The following is a 20,758-nucleotide window of genomic DNA, read 5'->3' on the forward strand; positions in this document are numbered from 1 at the left end:
TGAATGCCATGCCTCTTCCCTATCATACGCATACATTTACGCTTGATCCAGCAACCAAAGAAGAAGTTAAAGAAGGTCTTTCAGACACTAAGGCTCTTGCGCCTGTTTCAGTAGGCAGTGCAGCAGCTTATTCTGTAAACTATTTTGCAACCGCTGCTCAAGGCAAAAAGGCTGATGATGCTGTTGCCAAGAGAGATATTGGGGCCCTTGCTTACAAAGATAAAGCCACAGTTTATGATATTGAAGCCAGTGGTTATCCTGGTGAAGAGACACTTTTATCTGGGGCTGGTTGGGTCACACCCTCCTCTTTAGAGATTGGTGATATGAAAGCTTCCCTTTATGATCCGGACAATCTAAGGCTCAGTGCGTTTTCGATGGAAAATATGAGTGAGGGCCCTACAAAAAAGATTTTGTCTGAGGAAGAAAGATTAAAGTTGCAGTGGCTTAGTTCTTTTGGTCCCACGATAGAAAAGTGGCATGCCGGCGATGAGGGGATCAATTATCCTATTTCTCCTGTTGATCTGAAAAATACCATCCATTACTTTTCGTTATCGAAATCTCTTGGGATGTCGAAGTCGGTCTATGACCCCAAAAAAGTAGCCAAAGATGCTTTTAATATGGACAATATGCGAGAAGGAGAGAAGCATTTTATCTTAACGGCTGAAGAGCGCATACAGATAGCAGAGATTGAGGCGATTAAAGAAGGCATTCATGATGCTAAAGAGACAGCGGAATGTGGGGTTTACACAGCTCATGAAGCAAAAAAGGATGCGGAGAGCGCATTAAGTATAGCGAAGAATGCAGAAACTAAAGCTGTAGATGCACAAACTACGGCTCAAGGATGTGCGAGTATTGCAGGTGAAGCAAAGGAAACTGCTGAGAGCGCTTTCAATAGAGCGGAGAAAGCAGAAGTTCATGCTTCAGAAGCACAAGCTGTTGCTACTACTGCGCAAAGTACAGCCGAAAATGCGCAGTCTGCCATCAGTACTGTGAAAGAGGTGGCAGATACAGCGCAAAAGACAGCTATAGCTGCAAAGGAAGTAGCTAATGAAGCGAAAGAAGCCGCAGACGGTGTATTAAGTATAGCAAAGGATGCAGAAACTAAAGCTGTGGATGCACAAACTGTTGCTACTACTGCACAAAGTACAGCCGAAAATGCACAAGCTTCTATCAGTACTGTGAAAGAGACGGCTGATAAAGCGAAAGAGACAGCGGATAAGGTGCAGGAAAAAGTTGATCTCATTCAATCTCTTGAACAACAAGACTGGATTAATGGCACCAAAACAGATGGTGGTCTAATCTCACCGGTTCATCTCCTCGCTTCGATTCAAGCACATAGCAGCAATAGCAGCGGTGGTGGGAGTTGTAGTTGTAACGGGATGAGCAAACCTGTCGAAATCCTCATGACAGAAAGCGGAGACATTCCTTGGCCGGAAGGTATCACTGATGAGACAGAACTTGAAATATGGGCTTGGGGTGGCGGGAATGCTGGGAAAAGTGAACGTTTTAAGGTTGGCATTGGTGGTGCTGGTGGTTGTTGTACATACGTAAGAACAAGGAAAAAGTTTCTTGGCGAGAGTTCAGTGAAAATTGGAAGAGGAGGAAGAACTGATGGTGATCATGGTGGCAGAGAAACAAAAGTTGGTCAATTTATTATAGCTCTTGGTGGAGCCTCATTACAACCTCATCAAACAGGTGGATTTGACGGTGAAAATGCTGAACTTGGTGATGGTGGTGATGGTTTTCTTGGCGGTAATGGCGGTAGTGGCGGTAAAGGCGTTTATGGCGGTAAAGGCTTTGGTGGTAATGGCGGTTGTGGTGGAGACAATTTTTTATCCGATGGTGGTCGTGGTGGAAAAGGAGGTGATGGTTGTACTGGTGGTAAAGACAGAGGAGGTGGCAGCGGCGGTCGTGGCGGTACCGGTGGCGACAGTATTTATGGCTGCGGCGGTGATGGCGGTTATGGCGGTAATGGTGGTAAAGGGGGACATGATGACTCTGGTGACTGGAGTAGTCCTGGCGGTTTGGGTGGTAATGGCGGTAATGGCGGTAACAGCGTTTATGGCGGCGGTGGCGGTGGTGTTGCAGGTGGTCGTGGTAATGATGGTAAGGATGGCAGAGCAGCTAATGGCTTTGGTGGTAATGGCGGTAACAGCGTTTATGGTGGCGGTGGTGGTGGTGGCGGCAGCGGTGATGGTGAAGGGGGATATAGCATGTGGGGTGGTAAGGGTGGTAATGGCGGTAATCGCAATATAGGCTGGTGTGGCGGCGGCGGCGGTTATTTTCCCGGAAAAGATGCTACATCTTCTTCTCATGGCGATGGTGGCGATGGCGCCGTATTAATCAAGGTATATTTATAGAATGGAATTGAACGATGGCACGAAAAATCAGTAAAAATTGTCTCAATTATTTAAAGAAATGGGAAGGGCTACGCTTAAAGGCTTATAGAGATGCTTCTGGCATTTGGACCATAGGATATGGACATACGAAAAAAGCCGGTAAGCCAATAGTTTTTGAAGGCATGGTTATTACGGAAAGAAAAGCAGAAACGATTCTTTTGACCGATTTGCGTCAATATGAGCAAGCAGTTGAAAAAGCGGTTTATGTCGACTTAAGTGATGAGCAGTTTGGAGCTCTTGTTTCTTTTTGTTATAATATAGGGATAACGGCTTTTCAAAACTCTACCTTACTTAAGAAGCTTAATAAAGGCGATTATGAATCTGTGCCCATTGAATTGCAGAAATGGACTAAAGCGGGAGGCAAGCGTTTAAAAGGTCTTGTACACCGTCGTGCAGCAGAGGCAGGATTATGGGCTAAGAGTGCGTATGTTTCGTCTAATTATCAGCCAGTTGAAAAGCTAGAGTCTACAGGGTTTTTCAAAGCAGAAATTCTTGCTCCTATCATAGCTTGTTTTTCGGGATGTGGGGAATTATTAGCTGGGAGTGCTCCTATACAATGGGCTTTAGCAATGATTATGGTTTTTGCATCCTGTGTAGGGTTAGCGCTTATTGTTAAGCGCTTACGAGAGCAACGTTTATGATCTTTTGCACCAAAAGATATTTTGTGGCGGTGATAGCGGTTTTAACCGCTTTTTTTGTAGCCTTGTTTAGGGCTTTTCGTTTGGGAAAAAAGACTGAACGGCAAAAACAAAGAGAGAGCATTGTCAAGAGAGCAATAACACGGCTGGAAATAGAAAATGAAGTTAATAAGAAAAGTGATGCCAATGTGCGTGCTGATCTCTCTGAGTGGGTGCGCGATAAATGAATACGCTTCTTGTATTGGTTGGTCTCCAATATATTTGGAGAGAAACGATATTACGGTTATCAGTCCAAATTTGGCAAGGCAAATCTTAAAGCACAACAAACAAGGTGTTCACGTCTGTGGGTGGAAAGGTGCACAAAAGATCGAATCACAAAGGGAAAAACCTCGGTGCTTTTGACGCTTGAAACAAACCAAAAATCATCTTGAAAATAAGTTTCGATTTTTAGTGCTGATAAAGGAAAATATAAAATCCTATTCCCTAACCTTTATTTTTTTATCCCGCACCTTAAAAAAACATGTATAAAATCAATATCTTATGCTAAAAGAAAACATGCCTGGTGGGCGTGACAGGGATTGAACCTGTGACCCCTACGATGTCAACGTAGTGCTCTCCCGCTGAGCTACACGCCCATTATATAATGGTAGCATTACATATAAAACTATAAATGTTAATGCTCGATTGAATTTTTATAATAAAATTACGAATAATTTAAAACACCTTTTTCAAGCAGCTATAAGTATTTTTTCGATTTCATTAACCAATTCACGTAAATGAAATGGCTTAGACAGCACTTTAGCATCAGGAGGAGCATCATGATTTGAATTTAATGCAACTGCTGCAAAGCCTGTAATGAACATTACTCGTAAATCAGGATCAATTTCAGTTGCGCGTCGTGCTAATTCAATTCCATCCATTTCTGGCATTACAATATCGGTAAGTAGAAGAGAAAATGGCTCTTCTTGTAAACATTCATATGCGCTAACGCCATTATCGAAATCAGTAACTTCGTAGCCTGCACGTTCGAGTGCTTTTGCTAGAAAGCGACGCATATCATTATCATCTTCTGCAAGCAAGATTCGTTTCATCATTATGTCCAGTTGCTTTATTTATCAGAATTTATCATATTGATTTATACAATGAGAGCATTTATAGAAAAAGCTATAAAATACTTATAATCAAAATGAATGGCGAAATGGTTAATTTCTTAGCTATTCTCCAGAATTCGCATTATTATTTTTAATTTTTAAATTCATTCTATACATAATTTTGTTTAAGAAACAGATAGTTAGAAGTTTTCAGCTCACTTAATTGCAGGCTTTATTTCTTTTCACTTCTTATGATTCTTATTATATTGATTATATACATTTCATTATTCTATCAGTTTTAAGAGCTGCTAATATTAAAAACTTATTCTATATTGAAAGTTTATATGATAAGGTAACACCTTTGATAGTATGAAAACTATGTATTTATTGAAAAATTTTATATTCCTGGTCGCTGTTGGAAATAAAAGAGTCAAATGCAGCCCAAAATTGTTTACAATAGTATTCTTCATGCATAATAGTATCAAGCTCAGCTCCTATAATTGTAATACTGTCTGTTAAACGTGTTGATCGACATAATTGCCGCACTTCAATATTATTCGCAATATTATTTTGATTAGCAAGGATAAACAGTGTTGGAATTTGTAACTTCCCATGAAGTATATTTGTTTTCATTGCGTCGATTGCATTGAGTGTTGAGGATAACCATTGGGATGTGGTTGGATGAGAAGAAAGATTAGATTGTGTATTTTCCTGTTTTAATTTTTTTTCATCTTTGACAGGTAAAAAGCCAAGGCCTATATCAGAAAAAAATTGTGTTAATTTATGTTGAAAACTATTTGTTTTATTGCCTAACGGAGCAAAAAGAGGAGAAACGCAAAGCATTCTGTTAAATTGATGATTGATAAAGCTTAGCCCGTTAAGTGCTATTACTCCCCCCATACCATAAGTAAGCATGTAGTAAGGTGGAGGATAATTAGGATAAATAATTATTTTAAGAAATTCATATAAATTATTGATATAATTATTAATATTAAAATAATTATGTCGATACCATTTCTGTTTATTAAATTGTTTTTTTTCTTGATCAAACCAATCAAATATTGTGGTATAAAAGCCGCGTTGAGAGATTTCATTCATTGGTAAAAAATATTCTTCTAAAGTATCTGCATAGTTTTTGAGAATAACAACCGTTCCTTTAGCTTTTTCTGTTGCAGAATTTGTTATTGCAAAACGAATCTGACAACCATTAGCTATTTTGAAATAGCTACTACACGTATTAGACAGAGAAGAATTATACTCTGGAGAATAAAGAGGTGTTTTCAATTAGGCATCCTTTGTTGATATATGTGCACAAGTTGATGCAAAATAAAAAAATTGCTACTTGTAATGCTGATGAAGAGTTAAAAAACAGTTATTTATTGTATTTTTGCAAATTAAAATACAAAAGAGTTGAAATAAAAAAGATTTATTCCCAAATAAACATTACAGTCGCCTTGATGGGACTGTTGGTCTGCAAATATATCTGCCATTTGGAGACTTGAAGGATCAATTATAGTCGCTCTAAAGGAGGGCAAGCTTATGCGTCAAGTAGACTTTTCACCGTTTTATCGTTCAACAGTAGGTTTTGACCATCTTCTTAATTGGTTTGATTCCAGGACACAATTGGATGATATTTCTTCTTATCCACCATATAATATTGAGCGTTTAAGTGAGGATTCTTATAGAATTTCTATGGCTGTTGCTGGTTTTTCACAAAATGAAATCGATATTGAAATACATTGTAATCAGCTAACCATTAAGGGTGAGAAAATCCCAGAAAATGACGGTGCAGGACGTGAATTTCTTTATCGAGGAATCGCTTCACGTGCTTTTGAACGTCGTTTTCATTTAGCTGATCATGTTAAAGTTATTGGAGCTGAACTGAGTGACGGTCTTCTCCATATTCAACTTAAAAGAGAAATGCCAGCTGAATTAAAACCAAGAAAAATAGTTGTGCAAACATCGCCATCTGCTACTAAAAATAGTAATAATCAAAATACATGTACAGAAAATTTAAAACTTAAGGCAAAAGAACAATTATAGTTTAAAGTTATTTGAGTAACGCGGGATAAAATTCTCGCGTTTTTTTATGATGCCTTGAAAAGAAACTCTAAAGACTCTTTATGTAAAAAATGGTCATAAATAATTGAAAAAGTAAAATGGATTTTTGAAATTATATATGAAAATTGGAGAAATTTTTTCTTTAGGAAAAGATCCTTTTTCTTGATTTTAAAGGATGGTCGGAGCGGCGGGATTTGAACCCACGACCCCTTGACCCCCAGTCAAGTGCGCTACCAAGCTGCGCTACGCTCCGAACTATTTAGCACGACTAAACAACTGTTTCTTTAAAGGCAAGAAAAAAACAACATCAAATCTATCAGAGTACTCTTTTGTAACAAGAAAAAAACACTAAGATGATGAAAGAAAGATTTTATAATCCAGGGTTTATAATTTATTTGATCCAGGGTTTATAATTTATTTGGTATAAGTAATCAGGTCACCAAGTTTTTTATTTATTTACTAATTTTTAGCAGCTGCTGTATGCATAGCTTAAGGATTATTATAGTCTAATGATAGAAAAAGTGGATAGATTTTTAACTGCGGCATTGATGGAAGAGAAAGGAATTCTCATTCATATTTCTGTGTATGCTGAGAATCTGCTTTGAGGATAAATCAATTATAATTATATTGACACAGTTATAGATTAAATAGAATAAAAGGGACTTTTTAACTACTTTAAAGAGATTGTAAAAGGAGTAGTCATAAAAATCTAAAGAGATGTATACATAATTTTATCTGTTTAATCCGACGTTTGTTTTAATATTAAAAAATGACATTATCGCAGCTAAAATCTTTGTTCAGTGAAAGAAGAATAAACGATGAGCCGTTTTTCAGTAGTAAATTTGACAGAAGCTGCCATAAATCGCGTTAAAGCTATTATGGAAACAAAAAATGCATACGGTATTCTTGTTGGTGTCAAGAAAGGTGGGTGTGCGGGTATGGAATATACAATAACTCTTGTAACAGAAGAGATTCATGATGCTGATGTTGTTGAAGTTAATGGTGCTCGTGTTTTTATTGCACACAATGCAGTATTATTTTTATTAGGAACGCAGATGGACTATGAGGTAACAACACTGCGCTCAGGTTTTATATTTAATAATCCTAATCAAGTTTCGGCCTGTGGATGCGGTGAGTCCGTAGAGATTCGTCCTGTTTCACAAAATAAGATAAATGAAATATACAATAAATTTAGTTAAATAACAGATGGTTATATAATATTTCTAATTATATCTATTAAACTATTATAAATAATTTTTTTATTATTCATTTTGGGCTTTATTCCAAAGATCTTCTATTTCTTGTAAAGATACATCGGTTAGCATTTTAGATTGAGCTGATAGATTTTCTTCAATATTCGCAAAGCGATTTCGAAATTTTATATTAGTTTTTTTAAGTGCTTTTTGTGGATCGATATTCAAGTGACGTGCGAGATTCAATAGCGTGAAATAAAGATCACCAAATTCTATTTCTATATCGGATTTTTTTTCGATTTTTATTGCTTCTTTGAGCTCATTGAGTTCTTCTTTGATTTTTGCAAAAATTTGATCACTCTCATACCACTCAAAACCAACTTTAGCAGCTATGTTTTGTAATGCGAGTGCTTCTTGATCTGCTGGTTGAGCTGATTTTATTTGGATAAGATAACTTGTTAGTTGATTATCTGGTATACTTATTTCTCCATATTGTTTTGTCTGTTCAGCTTTTTCCATTTTCTTGATATATTCCCACATTCCTTCTACAAAACCACGGCTTCTTTGCTCTGCATTTCCAAAAACATGAGGATGACGGCGAATCATTTTTGCCGTAATTGCATAAACAACATCTTCAAAAGTAAAACTTTTTTCTTCTGTAGCAATTATAGCCTGATACACTACCTGTAAAAGAAGATCGCCGAGTTCTTCACAAAGATCTGTTCGATTACCTCGTTCAATGGCATCAATAACTTCGTAAGTTTCTTCAAGCATATAAGGTATAATAGATTCAAAAGTTTGTTTTATGTTCCAAGCGCAACCACTCTCACGATTTCGTAATGCTGTTACAATTGAAATAAGGTCATTAATATCTTTTGATGCTAGCATTAATGTCCCTTTATCTGGTATAATTATAGATCCCAACGTCTATGAAACCACATCCATTGTTCAGGATATTCACGTACCCAAGCTTCAACAATATCATTTAATTTTTGTGTGGCAGCAGCTATATTAACTTCGTTTTTTTCATCAAGAGGTAAGTCTACACGTTCATATAAATCTAGACGATAACGTCCTTCAGTGAGTCGGATACAACGTGCCGGATAAATATCACAATTATATTGCCGAGCGAGTTTTATAATTAAAGGATTTGTTTTAACTGGTCGATTAAAAAATGTTCCAGGAATACCTCGACGGAATTTTTGATCGACGAGAACACCGATATTTTCACCTTTTGCTAATTTAGCTGCCAGTATCCAGACTGCGCCAGCTTTGGATGGTACAAGATGTCCCATAGAGGCTCTGCGAGCTTTAAGAACTTGTTTTGCAATATAGGGATTGTTGGGGGGCCTAAATAATACTGTGACATTAAGATCAAAACTTTGAGCGCATATAGGAAGGAGCTCAAAATTTCCAGTATGGGCTGTGAAAAAAATATATGGTTTTTTTTCGTTCTTTAGCCGTTGAAATATTTCAATGCCATTAACTTCAACCAATCCTGGCTTATCAGCATTAGGATCGAAATCAAAAATTTTATCAAGAAAAACATATTCGGCTAGAAGCCGTCCCATATTTTTCCACATTTCTATTGCAATTGTGCGCAATTCTTGTTCTGTTTTTTCTGGATACGCAGCTTTAAGATTAGAAAGTACAATTTTATGACGAGGTACAAGAGGACCAAATGTTTTTGCTAACCAGGAAAAAAAAGAAAAACCAATATTAGCAGGAAGATATCGTAGAATGGTTAAAAAACCGGTTAATAGGTATGCCCACAGAAAATTAAAATAATTTTTTGTATTAATTTTAATACGATACATTAAAATTTTAATATAATACTTTATCATAATTAATTGATCATTAGGATGATTTTTCCAAAAACATCACGGCTTTCCATGCGTTTTAAAGCTATGTCGATTTTATCAAAGTTAATAATTGTATCAATGACAGGATATACAATTCCTTGCGCCATTTTCTGCATGGCGTTTGTCATATTTTCCATACGACAACCAAATGAACCAAATATTTTCAGTTGTTGTTGAAACAATTGCATTAAATTCATAGATGTTGAAATACCAGAAGTTGAACCACAAGTTACCAAACGTGCCCCACGTTTCATGCTCAGCATAGAACCTGCCCATGTATCGGCGCCTACATGCTCAAAAACAACATCAACACCTTTTTTTTGAGTTAATTTACGAACAATACCTTCGAAACGTTCTTTACGGTAATTAATAACGTGATCTGCTCCGAGAGATTGTGCTTTTTCAATTTTGTTGTCTGAACCCACTGTAGTAATGACTGTACATCCCGTGTTTTTTGCAATCTGAATAGCTGCTGATCCAATACCAGAACCACCCGCATGTATTAGAATTGTTTCTCCAACTTGTAATTTCGCGTTATCAAACAGCATATGCTCTACGGTTCCAAAGGTAATAGGGGCAACAGCTGCTTTTATTTCATCACATTCTAAAGGAACTGGCACTAATAAATGCGCTGGCAGATTGACAAATTCACATGCAAATCCATCAAGATGAAAACCATATACACCTTTTACATGATCGCAAAGATTATCGCGCCCTTCGCAGCAGGCTTGGCATAGACCACAAGTATGAGCTCCGTAAATTGAAACGAGTTGCCCAATTTGAAAATTTTCAATGCCATCTCCTAATTGAGCAATTTCACCAGAAGCTTCTGCACCTATAACAAGCGGCATTTTTCTTTTCGCGAAGGCCATACCGCGCCATCCCCATACATCAATATGGTTAAGAGCAACGGCCTTTATACGTACTGTGACTTCACCCGGATTTGGTGGTGGTGGTGGAGTAATATTAGTAATTTTAAGTTGGCGCTCATTAATTAGTTGCAGTGCACGCATCGTTATTCTCTTTGAATGTCTATAAAGATTGATAGTTTTCAGATCGATTTAAATAATTATCCTTTATACGCTGTAATAACAAGGCTAGTATTTTGACCTCCAAAACCAAATGAGTTGGATAAAATTGCATTGATGCAAGCTTTACGCTTATGATTAGGAACGACATCTAAAGGAATTGTAGGATCAGGATCATCATAATTAATTGTAGGGGGAAGTATACCTGTTTGGATGGTTAGAAGTGAAAAAACAGCTTCTATGGCTCCTGCAGCAGTTAATGTATGACCAATCATTGATTTATTAGAAGAGACTGGAATATTCTTTAAAATATCACCAAAAACTGTTGATAATGCTAGATATTCCATCTTTTCATTTTCGGGTGTAGAGGTTCCATGCGCGTTGATGTAATCAATCTCATTGATAGTTATTTTTGCATCAGCTAAAGATTTACGGACTGCTCCAATTGCAGGTGAGGCATCGGGCTTTGAACGCGTACGATGAAAATCATCGGCTGTTTCTCCACAGCCTGCCAAAATTCCTAGAATTTCCACTTTACGAGCTAAAGCACTTTGAACAGACTCAAGGACAAGAGCACCTGATCCTTCTGCCATCACAAAACCATCTCTATCGCGGCTAAACGGTTTTGCTGCTTTTTCTGCTGGATCATTTTTGGTAGAAAGAGCAGATAATAGTGAAAAACGGATAAGGGATTCCGCTGAAACTGAACCATCAGTGGCAATTGTGAGGGAACGATCTGTTTCACCTCGTCGAATTGCTTCAACACCTAACTGGATAGCTGTTGCACCAGATGCACAGGCAGTTGAAAGTGTAATGGGAAGCCCTTTTGTTCCGAATCTTTCTTGAATTTTTTCTGCAATTGTCCCAAATTGAGTAGTTTCAAAAAGCGCATGATGAGGTTTTTGGCTACAAACTTTAAGAAGATGCGCATAAGTGGGTTCATCATTAGATATTACTTCTTTATCAAGAGCGAAGCGCGCTTTCCATTCAAGTTCAACTGGAGGGGCAGCCAAAAACAATGGTCCATTAAAATCTTCTTTATCAAGTTTTGCTTGTTCTAAAGCTTCTTTTGCAGCAAGATGCGCTAGTCTTTCGGAAAGAGCTATAGCGCTGATTGTACTTTCTTCAAGAAAATCAATTGTTCCTGCAATATGTGTATTTAATCCTTCAACAGGAAAACGTGTAATTTTATGGATGCCGCTAACACCATTAATTAATTTGTTCCAATTTTCCTGTTTCCCTTGTCCCAATGATGTTACAATTCCTGCTCCAGTGATCGCTACAAGCGGACGTCCGAGATGATCGTTATATTTCATCATAGAAACTTTCTTTTATGCAGCAGTGAGGCGTACTATACCTTCAGCTCTTTTTATACCAATGGTTGTGATAAATGCTTCACGTATTTCTTCAGAAAATAACTTTTCATGAGAACTTAGGGATGGAAAGCTACGTTTTTTTCTAACAGCAATAGCCGCTAATGCAAGCGCTAAAGGAAATTGTGCTTCTCGCATATAGCCAAATAATGTCGTAATACCACGGTAAAATATATTAGCATTGTCAAGAGCACTTTGTTCTGTTCTTGTTACATCATGACAACCTGAGGCAGCTGAAATTGTAAAAGAAGATTCAGCTTTTACTGTTTTTAACATTGTAGTAATTGTGTCTTTAAGGGAATTTTTTGTTCTATTTGTTTGATTCGTGATAATTTGACTAATTTCAGCATAAACGCGTGCATTACGTTTTTGGGCGTGTTCACCATTTTCAAGAACAAGAAAAACACCACCAGAGCCAGTAATTAATCCACCACCAGGGCAATTTTTACGGGACCAAACTGGTGCCCATTCACCACGTGTTAAGAGCCCTCCAAGCTCATGAGCTAAAAGCATATCATAGCTCTGTGCATTATAGGAGCTACCTACCAGTACGTGTGTGCTTTGTCCTGAGCGAATACGTGCAGCAGCAATTTGAATAGCAGAAAGTCCACTTCCTTCTTCACCCATAAAGGTACGAGAAGATCCAGTTATTTTATGAACAATAGAAATATTTCCAGCTAGAAGATTTGATAGTTGCGCTAAAAATAAAGTCGGCCGAAGTTCAGTCGAAAGGGTTAAATTTAACATAGGCTCATAGTGAGTGATTGTACGTGCTTTTGCAAGAATTTGTGTATCGACAGTAATATCACGTTCTCCTCCACTCGCTGCTACGATCATATCCATTGTTGATGTTAACTGTTGATCATTTTTCATACCTGCATCATCAAGAGCAAGACCAGCTGCATAAGTACCAAGGCGTTGCCATATTCCCATTTGCCGTTGGTCACTTCGTTTTGGGATTTGCAGATTCCAATCAACTTCTGTCAATTGGTGAACAACATAGGGTGCAAAAGTTATACAATCAAGATTCGGTTTAATTGTGGGGTTATTTAATTGATTCCAATGATGAACAATCCCTTCACCTAAAGAGCTTATAATACCTATACCAGTAATGAATACAGCATGATTCTGCATAGCAAAAAAATTAGTCAGCTTGTTTTAAAGCAATGAGTTCATCAATTTTTGTGCAAAGGTTTTTAAGAACAAAGTACTCTTCAGTTGCAATTGAACCCTCGTTGATTTCTTGTGTCCACTGTTCTAGTGGGATTTTAATTCCAAAGGCTTTATCAATGGCAAAAACAATATCAAGAAAATCAAGACTATCAATTCCTAAATCATCAATTGTATGGCTTTCGGGTGTAATCATGCTGCGATCAATTTCACTAATTTCTGCAATAATATCAGCGACTTTGTCAAAAGTAGAAGACAATGTATGATTCCTTATTATGTTAGTAGCTTTATCAAAAACTTCAATTACGATTCTATCTAGCCTTTTTTAACTTAAAAAAAAAGACTTAATCCAAAATACAATTGTCTTTTCAATATTGAAAATGAATTTACAATAAATTTAGCTTGGTCTTTAAAGTATTCCTATAAGAGACTTTTAAGTTTTATTTACGTGAGGATTTTTTGTTTTCATTTGTTTTATTGTAAGATTTTTTCTATTTGCAGCAAGGACTGCAAGAGCTGTCATGTTGACAACACCACGTGAAGTTACTGAAGGTGTTAGAATGTGTGCGGGACGTGCAGCTCCAATCAAAATAGGACCTACATGCAGTGCATTTGTTAAATTTTTGGCGATATTAAGCGTGATATTAGCTGCATCAAGTGTTGGAAAGACTAGCAAATTAGCTTCGCTTGTAAGGCGTGAAGCAGGAAAAACACGGTCACGAAGAATTTTGGACAGTGCAGCATCACCGTGCATTTCACCATCTGCTTCCAAATTTGGATATAATTCAGCAAGGATTTCGGTAGCACGACGCATTTTGCGTGCGCTTGCTGTATTTTTAGAACCAAAATTTGAATGTGATAATAAAGCTACTTTTGGTTTTATACCAAATGCTTCAATTTCTTGTGCTGCTAGGATTGTCATTTCTGCTATTTCTTCTGCAGAAGGATTTTCATTAACGTAAGTATCCGTTAGAAAGAGAGTGCCACGTGTAGAGATAAGGAGACTGACTGCAGAAAAATGATTAACATTTGGGTCAAGTCCAATAATTTGTTCAATTAATTCAAGATTACGTTCGAAACGTCCTTCTAGACCACAAATCATTGCATCAGCTTCACCACGCATAACTGCAAGAGCTGCAATAGCTGTAGTTGATGTTCTTACGATTGTTTTCGCAACTTCAGGTGAAACACCACGTCTGCCTGTATAATGTAGAAATAAATTAACATAGTCACGAAAACGTGGATCATTTTCTGGATTTGTGATTTCGAAATCTATGCCAGGACGAATTTTTAAACCAAAGCGTTTTAATCTTGTCTCTACTACATGTGGACGACCAATAAGAAGAGGAATAGCTGTTTGTTCTTCAAGAACAATTTGTGCGGTACGAAGAACACGTTCGTCTTCACCGTCAGCATAGATTACACGTTTACATTTTGCTGTTTTGGCTGCTGCAAAAACAGGCTTCATTATAAGACCAGAACGGAATACAAAACGATTAAGGGTATCATGATAGGCTTCCATGTCTTCAATGGGTCGTACTGCTACACCTGATTCCATTGCTGCTTTGGCAACAGCAGGGGCAATGCGTAGTATTAAACGCGGATCGAAAGGCGAAGGAATGAGGTATTCTGGTCCAAAACTAGGTGGTTTTTTTGAATATGCGCATGCTGCAACGTCTGAAGTTTCTTCACGAGCGAGGGCAGCAATCGCATGAACTGCGGCCATTTTCATTTCTTCATTTATTGCAGTTGCACCAACATCTAATGCACCACGGAAAATATAAGGAAAACAAATAACATTATTAACCTGATTAGGATAATCGGAACGTCCTGTGCAGATCATTGCATCAGGTCGCACTGCGCTTGCTTCTTCTGGCATAATTTCCGGTGTTGGGTTGGCAAGCGCTAGAATTAAAGGTTTTGGAGCCATTTTTTTTAAATATTCAGGTTTCAAAACTCCAGCTGTTGAAAGACCTAAAAAGATATCTGCATTATCAATGATGTCGGCTAGGGTTCTCGCATCAGTTTTTTGTGCGTAGTTAATTTTCCAACGATCCATAAGTGTTTTGCGACCTTTATATACGACACCATCTAAATCGCTGAGCCAAATATTTTCAACTTTTGCTCCAAGGCAGACTAAAAGGTTAATACAGGCCAAGGCAGCTGCGCCAGCACCTGAGGAAACTATTTTTACATTTTCAATTTTTTTGTTAACAAGACTTAAGGCGTTTAATACGGCAGCACAAGCGATAATAGCAGTTCCATGTTGATCATCATGAAAAACCGGAATATTCATTTTAGCACGAAGTTGCTCTTCAATCTCAAAGCATTCTGGAGCTTTAATGTCTTCAAGATTGATTCCACCAAATGTTGGTTCTAATCCAGATACAATTTCTACCATTTTTGTGATATCGGGTGCATCAAGTTCGATATCAAAAACATCAATATTTGCAAATTTTTTAAATAAAACAGCTTTTCCTTCCATAACCGGTTTGGAAGCAAGTGGGCCAATATTTCCTAAGCCAAGAACGGCGGTTCCATTTGATATAACAGCTACTAAGTTAGAACGAGAAGTATATTGAGATGCAAGTTGTGGATCATTATAAATGGCAAGACATGGTGCAGCAACACCCGGAGAATAAGCAAGTGCTAGATCACGTTGATTATCTAAGGGCTTTGTTGCTTGTATCTCTAGTTTTCCAGGTTTTGGATGTTGGTGATAAAAAAGTGCTGCACTTTCAAGTTCAGTTTGTTGCAAGCGAGTATTGCTATTTTGTTTTTTAGACATTTTTATAATATCCGAGTTAGTATATATTTACAGAAGCGTTGTTATTTATAATCAATTTTATCTACTACAGACTCTGATTTTTTTCATATTAAAGTGTAAGGATAAGTTATTTTTCCAGAGTGCTAAACCAATTTGTGAGAGTGTATTAATTAATAAGTTCATTAATATTAGTAGTATTATTTTATCCTTCTGACGGAAAGTTTTATGGTGTTTATTAGTTTAAATAGATTAAGCTTTCAGTAAAGATATAATATAATTACGTAAAATAGATAAAATTGAAAAGAAAAAAGGTGAAAAATTTTCTCTTTTTCACCTTTCTTTTTGTTTTATTGAATTCGTCCACTTGCATGAGCAAGCATAGTATAAACCTTCCCAGTATCTGATGTCAGATATTGGCGGGCTAAACGGATATCTCCAGAATTGCGAGATATATCACGTAATAATTTTTCAAAATCTGAAATATACTGACTAACTGAATCTCTAAAGTCTATATTATTTAGATATTTTTTTCTAATTGTTTCAAATATTATTTTTCCATTCGGTGTATAGAGATGTTCAACTTCGATATTTTTTTGTCCACGTTTATAACGATTCCATAACTCAACAGCTGCATTATGATTAATGGATTGAACAATACCATTTACTAATGAGTTAAGAGATTCATTCATAGAATCAGACTTTTTTTGTTCTGGTGAAGAAGAGAAATTGTTATTTTTTTCCGAACGTAATATTTCTTCACGTGAGACTCTTTCTAAAAGGTCTGATACCCATTTGTTTTGTTTTGTTTTATTTTGCCCTGTTTGCATAACAGGTTGTGGTGGTACTATTTTTTTATTGACTTCAGGAGTTACACTATTTGACGTTAACAACGCGGGTATTGTTGGTGCTGATTGGTCTTTTTCAGTATTTTGCATAATATTTGTCAGGTCTTTTAGTGCTGTAATTTGTTCACTTAAGGCATGTCGAATTGTCTGTGTTGTTTCTTTGGCTTTTTCTGGTAATTTTTGAATACTTTCATCAATATCGTTATTAATTTTTGAAAATTCTGAGCGAATTTCATTGGCTGAAAAGCGTATATTTTCTGCAGCTTCTGAAAAACGTGTTGAAGCTTCATTAATCAATTCATGAAGTGTTCGTTGCATTAAATGTGTTGAATTACGTGTATTTTCATCAGTACGTTCAAAGGTTAAGCTAAGAACATTTTCGTAATGTTTTATAAGTTGATTAACTTCATCAGATTTTGAAACAAGAGCGTTACTTAATACAGAAAGTGCGTTTTGCTTTTCTTGGAGTGTTATATTAAGTGTGTTTTCTGATTGTTCAAGAACGCGAATAGCTTCAGAAAGAGTTTTAGCATGTTCACCAAAATTATTTGTTATATGACTAATTTGCTCAAATGTATTTTGAGAAAGTCCTTGTAAAGTCTCTACGTTACTATTGAGCTCTTGATTTGATGTTGATAAGTATTCTGCTACTTGATTGGTATTATGGAAGAAATTATTTGCAGTTTCATTTAACTGACCATCAAGACTTTGAACCGTTGATATCAATATATTACTATTTTCATGAATATTATAAATGGACTGATTTAATTGTTCGAGCACAGCTGAAACATTATTGATAAGATCTTCTTGTACAGTAGCCATGGTTTGAATAGTTTCGGAATTTTTTTGTGCAAGAGTATTCACTAAGGATTCATTTTGCGCATAAATTCTTTGTTCAGCTTCTTGTGTTGAAAGAGAAAGCTGTTCACCAATTTGCTGTGTTAAATTACCAATGGATTCAGTTGCATTGTATGCAGCTTGATTCAAATAACCTGTTAATTCTGTTAATTGTGCCATATGTCCTGAAATTTTTTCGGATGTTTGATCTTTTGCCTCTTCTAAGCGATTGTTTACATTAGCTAATTGATGACTTAAATTATTTTCAAAATCTAACATCGATTGATGAAGAACATTGGAGCGTTCATTGAGTAATTGATTAACTGCTTCTGCTGAAGCGTGAATTGTTTCATTAATCAGTGCTTGTGCATTATTAGTTACTGTTGCGAAGGCATTTGCAGTATGAGTTGTCTGTTCAGTTAGGGTAGAAACGATTTTCTCACTAGTTTCATGGACTGTTTGTTCAACATTTGATGTAATACGGTTGCTAGATTCTGAGATAATATTTGTTGCTTTGATAGCAACATCTGCAAAAGATGAAATAAATTGATTACCAGCAGCGACAAGAGAAGCCTCTGACTTTTCTGTTTCATTAGCCATTGCTGATGCTAATTTTTCAGAAATATTGATGAACTTTTCTTGTACGCTGCCTGTAATTGTATCAACAGAACTTTCTAATGAGATGCGTATATTATCTGCGCTTTCTTCTAGCGCTTTTTGGATTGTTTGACTATGTTCATTATTAAGGACCATAGATCTTTTTAGGCTATCGGATCGTTCCTCAAAAGTGGATGTTTGTATGTCAATAGTTTCGCATACTTTCTCAAGTTTTTCGGATAACGTTTCTTCCAATGTAGCGGCGCGTTCAAAAACTTGACGTGCACGGTTTTCCAAATTTTCGTCGAATAATCCTACGTGTGTCTGAAGAGTATCAAGGAGTACATCATTTGACTGAGAAAGAGTATTCTTAAGGAGATCAGTATGTCCTTCAAGATTTTTTATATGGTTTTGAACAGTTTCTGTGACGGCGTTATTACTATTAATAATTGCATTTTCAACTAAGTCTGCTTGTTGTTTTAATGCCATATCAACATGTATATCGCTTTTAGCGATGAGATTGTGAATTGTTTCCATACGTTGCTCGAGTACACGTGCTTGATCTGCAAGAATTTCATTAAGAGAAAAACTATTAATAGCTAAGGAATCACGAAGAGCATCGGCACGTATATCAATATTTTTAATTTGTTCTTCTACAGCATTCTTAGTTGTTTCACAGCTTTGTGTGATGGATTCTTGTAGTTTTTCTGTACATTGAACTATGTTAGTAGCATGATCTTTAGCATGTTGATCAACGATTTGAATATTCTGACTTAGCATCTTTTCAACGTCTGAAACATTTTTTGTTAATACATCAATTTGATCTTTTAATGTATCAGCAATTTTATTTTTCTCGCTATCGAGCATAATTGCCATTACATCTCTTTGATTGGCGATTTGTGTTTTGAAGTCTTGTGAGCGTTCATTTATTATCTCAATAATTGCATTATCAACATTTTTGATTTCTTCTTGCAAAACTTTTTTGCTTGCATTAACTGCAGAAGAAATCTGATCATGTCCGTTTGTAAATACATTAGTAATATCAGTAGTTATTTCTTTAAGATTTACGTTGATTTGAGAGGCATGAGCTTCCAAAAAGTTATTAAGCTTTTCAGCATTATTTTCTAATTCTTTACTGCGTGCAACGAAGGATTCGATAATGGTATCGCTGTGTTTTTTTAGAGATAGGTCAACATTTAGCAGACGATTTCCAAACGCTTCAATTGCTTCTGAGGTGATATTATCAAATTTAGAAGAGAGTTTATATGCTTGTTGATCAAGCTGCATAATTTTTTCATCAAAATCTTGTAATGATTGATTATTACGGTCAATAATCGCTGCATCTAATGTTTTAAATTTCTCATCAACTTTGGATAAAGTTTGATCAGTTGCAGTTTGGATATGTGTTGAAAGTTTAGCAATGTGCATTTCAGCTTTAGCAGCTGTTTCATCGAAAGTTTTTTCTAATTGTTTTTCATTATTATCAAAACGCTCTGCAAAAGTATCAAAGGTCTTCCCTAATACATGAAAAAATTCTGTATTTTTCTGCTGAACTTGTAATGTTGTTTCATTAAATTTTTCAAAGAGCTGGTTTGTTACATCGTCACCTGCGTAAGAGAGCTTTTTAACAAGATCTTCCCCTTGTTTTTGTAATGTTTGAGTAAGAGTTTGCGCAAGTTTCTCGACATTGGTGGCAATTTTGGAAGTAGCTAAATCAAATTCATCACTCAGTTGTTCTTGTGTTCCTTTGATTACTGTTTGTACGCGATCAGCATGGTTTAAGATTGCTGTACGTTCATTATTTAATTCTTTAATTAAGGTATAAATACGTGATTCATTTTCAGAATAGGCCCGTTCAAGATTATGAACTTCGCTTTGAATGATAGCTTCGAGTTCAACAGCACGACCGAGGGTGCGTTCGATTCCTTCATTCATTGCAGCCACTTCTTTACGAATGGTTTGACCTATAGCAATTGCTTGTTTTTCAGAGATATTCTGTGGTTCGCTAAGGCGTTGTGCAGCATTGGTCATAAGAATGGCAATATTACGCAATTCATTTGAACGTTTTATTAGTTGGGCTCCTCCCCAAGACATAAGGATAGGAATTGTAGTTCCTGCCGCTACAGCTAATCCAAGGGGAGATGTAACGAAGGCAATGATATTTGCTAAAGAATTTAATCCAGAAGGAGCTAGTTTATGAGCAATAAAAGCACCTCCTGTTACCCATAGAGCGCTGAGAGCTGTTGTGCTCCAATAAATTCGAGAAACAGCATTTTGTTTTAGTGATTTGAAATTGAAAGGTAGTGTTATATCATCATTAGCAGGGAGAGGGTGTGTGGGTAATAGTGTATCACGTACAGTTCCACCTGAAAGTTCATGAATCGGTTTTTGGCCAAAAAGTAATTCAGCAACTGATTCATCAACAACAGCACTATCATGAATATTAGATGAGGTGAGAACTGAAGTTTCATTTTCAGAAAGGATTTCTTCTTCTGAAGTTGCAATTTTTTGAATCAAATCATCTACATTAATTAGATTGTCAGAGTCACTTGATATTATTTCTTCTATCTCTGTGTTATCAAAATCAAAGTTCATTGCTTTTTCAAGAGCTTCTTCGACTTCGATTTCAAATGTTTGCAATTTGGTTCTGCGTGCCATACTCGCCTCATACTCTTACAGATGGAAAAGGAATACGCCCTTATCCAGATAATTCTATATACTAACCGTTAATTGTTTAGAAAGGAATATGTTTAAAGAAAAATTTAAAAACTTATCAAGATAAAGTTAACGCAGCTTTTGCTTTGTGCTCAAAAAGAACAAAAAATATATTAAAAACAATATCATAATAAAATTGTAACTATCACGGAATTATCTATAGATAACTCAAATTGATAGAA

At 36.3% G+C, this 20,758-nt stretch carries 15 protein-coding genes and 2 tRNA genes; 5 read left to right on the forward strand and 12 right to left on the reverse strand.

Annotated features, from left to right (window positions below; genetic code table 11):
* Positions 1 to 8: 8 nt before the first annotated feature.
* From ACJTDF_RS02635 to ACJTDF_RS02645, 3 genes are read left to right on the forward strand one after another with little or no spacing between them, the layout of a single operon-like run.
* Entirely contained in the window at positions 9 to 2,360 is a 2,352-nt protein-coding gene (locus ACJTDF_RS02635; RefSeq protein ID WP_407966021.1) for a hypothetical protein, read from the forward strand.
* A gap of 14 nt (positions 2,361 to 2,374) precedes the next feature.
* Positions 2,375 to 3,040 (forward strand): lysozyme, encoded by a 666-nt coding sequence (locus ACJTDF_RS02640; protein WP_407966022.1) that lies wholly within the window; start codon positions 2,375 to 2,377, stop codon positions 3,038 to 3,040.
* Positions 3,037 to 3,264, forward strand: coding sequence for a hypothetical protein (locus tag ACJTDF_RS02645; RefSeq protein WP_407966023.1), 228 nt, complete (start codon positions 3,037 to 3,039; stop codon positions 3,262 to 3,264). Before ACJTDF_RS02640 ends, ACJTDF_RS02645 begins: the two co-directional genes overlap by 4 nt.
* Positions 3,265 to 3,597: 333 nt before the next feature.
* On the opposite strand, the gene ACJTDF_RS02650 is transcribed toward ACJTDF_RS02645, so the two are convergent.
* The 3 genes from ACJTDF_RS02650 to ACJTDF_RS02660 form a co-directional block, all read right to left on the reverse strand.
* Positions 3,598 to 3,672, reverse strand: a tRNA-Val gene (locus ACJTDF_RS02650).
* Positions 3,673 to 3,765: 93 nt separating this feature from the next.
* Positions 3,766 to 4,128: a cell cycle two-component system response regulator CpdR gene (gene cpdR, locus ACJTDF_RS02655; RefSeq protein WP_078680930.1), complete on the reverse strand. Its 363-nt coding sequence runs from the start codon at positions 4,126 to 4,128 to the stop codon at positions 3,766 to 3,768.
* 384 nt (positions 4,129 to 4,512) lie between these two features.
* A complete protein-coding gene (locus ACJTDF_RS02660; RefSeq protein ID WP_407966024.1) occupies positions 4,513 to 5,412 on the reverse strand; it encodes a serine aminopeptidase domain-containing protein in 900 nt (299 codons plus the stop codon).
* A gap of 255 nt (positions 5,413 to 5,667) precedes the next feature.
* Between ACJTDF_RS02660 and ACJTDF_RS02665 the strand changes: the two genes are divergently transcribed.
* Positions 5,668 to 6,171 (forward strand): Hsp20 family protein, encoded by a 504-nt coding sequence (locus ACJTDF_RS02665; RefSeq protein ID WP_407966025.1) that lies wholly within the window; start codon positions 5,668 to 5,670, stop codon positions 6,169 to 6,171.
* A gap of 194 nt (positions 6,172 to 6,365) precedes the next feature.
* Here the strand turns inward: ACJTDF_RS02665 and ACJTDF_RS02670 are convergent.
* Positions 6,366 to 6,442 (reverse strand) — tRNA-Pro (locus ACJTDF_RS02670).
* A gap of 565 nt (positions 6,443 to 7,007) precedes the next feature.
* Here ACJTDF_RS02670 and ACJTDF_RS02675 point away from each other — a divergent pair.
* Complete coding sequence (locus ACJTDF_RS02675; RefSeq protein ID WP_407966026.1) at positions 7,008 to 7,388, forward strand: iron-sulfur cluster assembly accessory protein; 381 nt, start codon at positions 7,008 to 7,010, stop codon at positions 7,386 to 7,388.
* Positions 7,389 to 7,451: 63 nt separating this feature from the next.
* Here ACJTDF_RS02675 and mazG read toward each other — a convergent pair whose 3' ends face one another.
* From mazG to ACJTDF_RS02715, 8 genes are all read right to left on the reverse strand, one after another.
* Positions 7,452 to 8,270 (reverse strand): nucleoside triphosphate pyrophosphohydrolase, encoded by an 819-nt coding sequence (gene mazG, locus ACJTDF_RS02680; protein WP_407966027.1) that lies wholly within the window; start codon positions 8,268 to 8,270, stop codon positions 7,452 to 7,454.
* Positions 8,271 to 8,293: 23 nt separating this feature from the next.
* Complete coding sequence (locus ACJTDF_RS02685) at positions 8,294 to 9,223, reverse strand: lipid A biosynthesis lauroyl acyltransferase (RefSeq protein ID WP_407966202.1); 930 nt, start codon at positions 9,221 to 9,223, stop codon at positions 8,294 to 8,296.
* Between the two features lie 5 nt (positions 9,224 to 9,228).
* Complete coding sequence (locus ACJTDF_RS02690; protein ID WP_407966028.1) at positions 9,229 to 10,257, reverse strand: zinc-binding dehydrogenase; 1,029 nt, start codon at positions 10,255 to 10,257, stop codon at positions 9,229 to 9,231.
* Positions 10,258 to 10,313: 56 nt separating this feature from the next.
* Positions 10,314 to 11,588 carry a beta-ketoacyl-ACP synthase gene (locus ACJTDF_RS02695; protein WP_407966203.1) on the reverse strand — a complete coding sequence of 425 codons (1,275 nt, stop codon included), beginning with the start codon at positions 11,586 to 11,588 and terminating at the stop codon, positions 10,314 to 10,316.
* Positions 11,589 to 11,603: 15 nt separating this feature from the next.
* Positions 11,604 to 12,779 (reverse strand): beta-ketoacyl-ACP synthase, encoded by a 1,176-nt coding sequence (locus ACJTDF_RS02700; protein ID WP_407966029.1) that lies wholly within the window; start codon positions 12,777 to 12,779, stop codon positions 11,604 to 11,606.
* Between the two features lie 10 nt (positions 12,780 to 12,789).
* Positions 12,790 to 13,074 (reverse strand): acyl carrier protein, encoded by a 285-nt coding sequence (locus tag ACJTDF_RS02705; RefSeq protein ID WP_407966030.1) that lies wholly within the window; start codon positions 13,072 to 13,074, stop codon positions 12,790 to 12,792.
* Positions 13,075 to 13,248: 174 nt separating this feature from the next.
* A complete protein-coding gene (locus ACJTDF_RS02710) occupies positions 13,249 to 15,603 on the reverse strand; it encodes an NADP-dependent malic enzyme (protein WP_407966031.1) in 2,355 nt (784 codons plus the stop codon).
* A gap of 326 nt (positions 15,604 to 15,929) precedes the next feature.
* Positions 15,930 to 20,519: a hypothetical protein gene (locus tag ACJTDF_RS02715; RefSeq protein ID WP_407966032.1), complete on the reverse strand. Its 4,590-nt coding sequence runs from the start codon at positions 20,517 to 20,519 to the stop codon at positions 15,930 to 15,932.
* Between the last annotated feature and the right edge of the window lie 239 nt (positions 20,520 to 20,758).

The sequence above is a fragment of the Bartonella bennetti genome (genome assembly GCF_045945445.1).
Lineage (GTDB): Bacteria > Pseudomonadota > Alphaproteobacteria > Rhizobiales > Rhizobiaceae > Bartonella.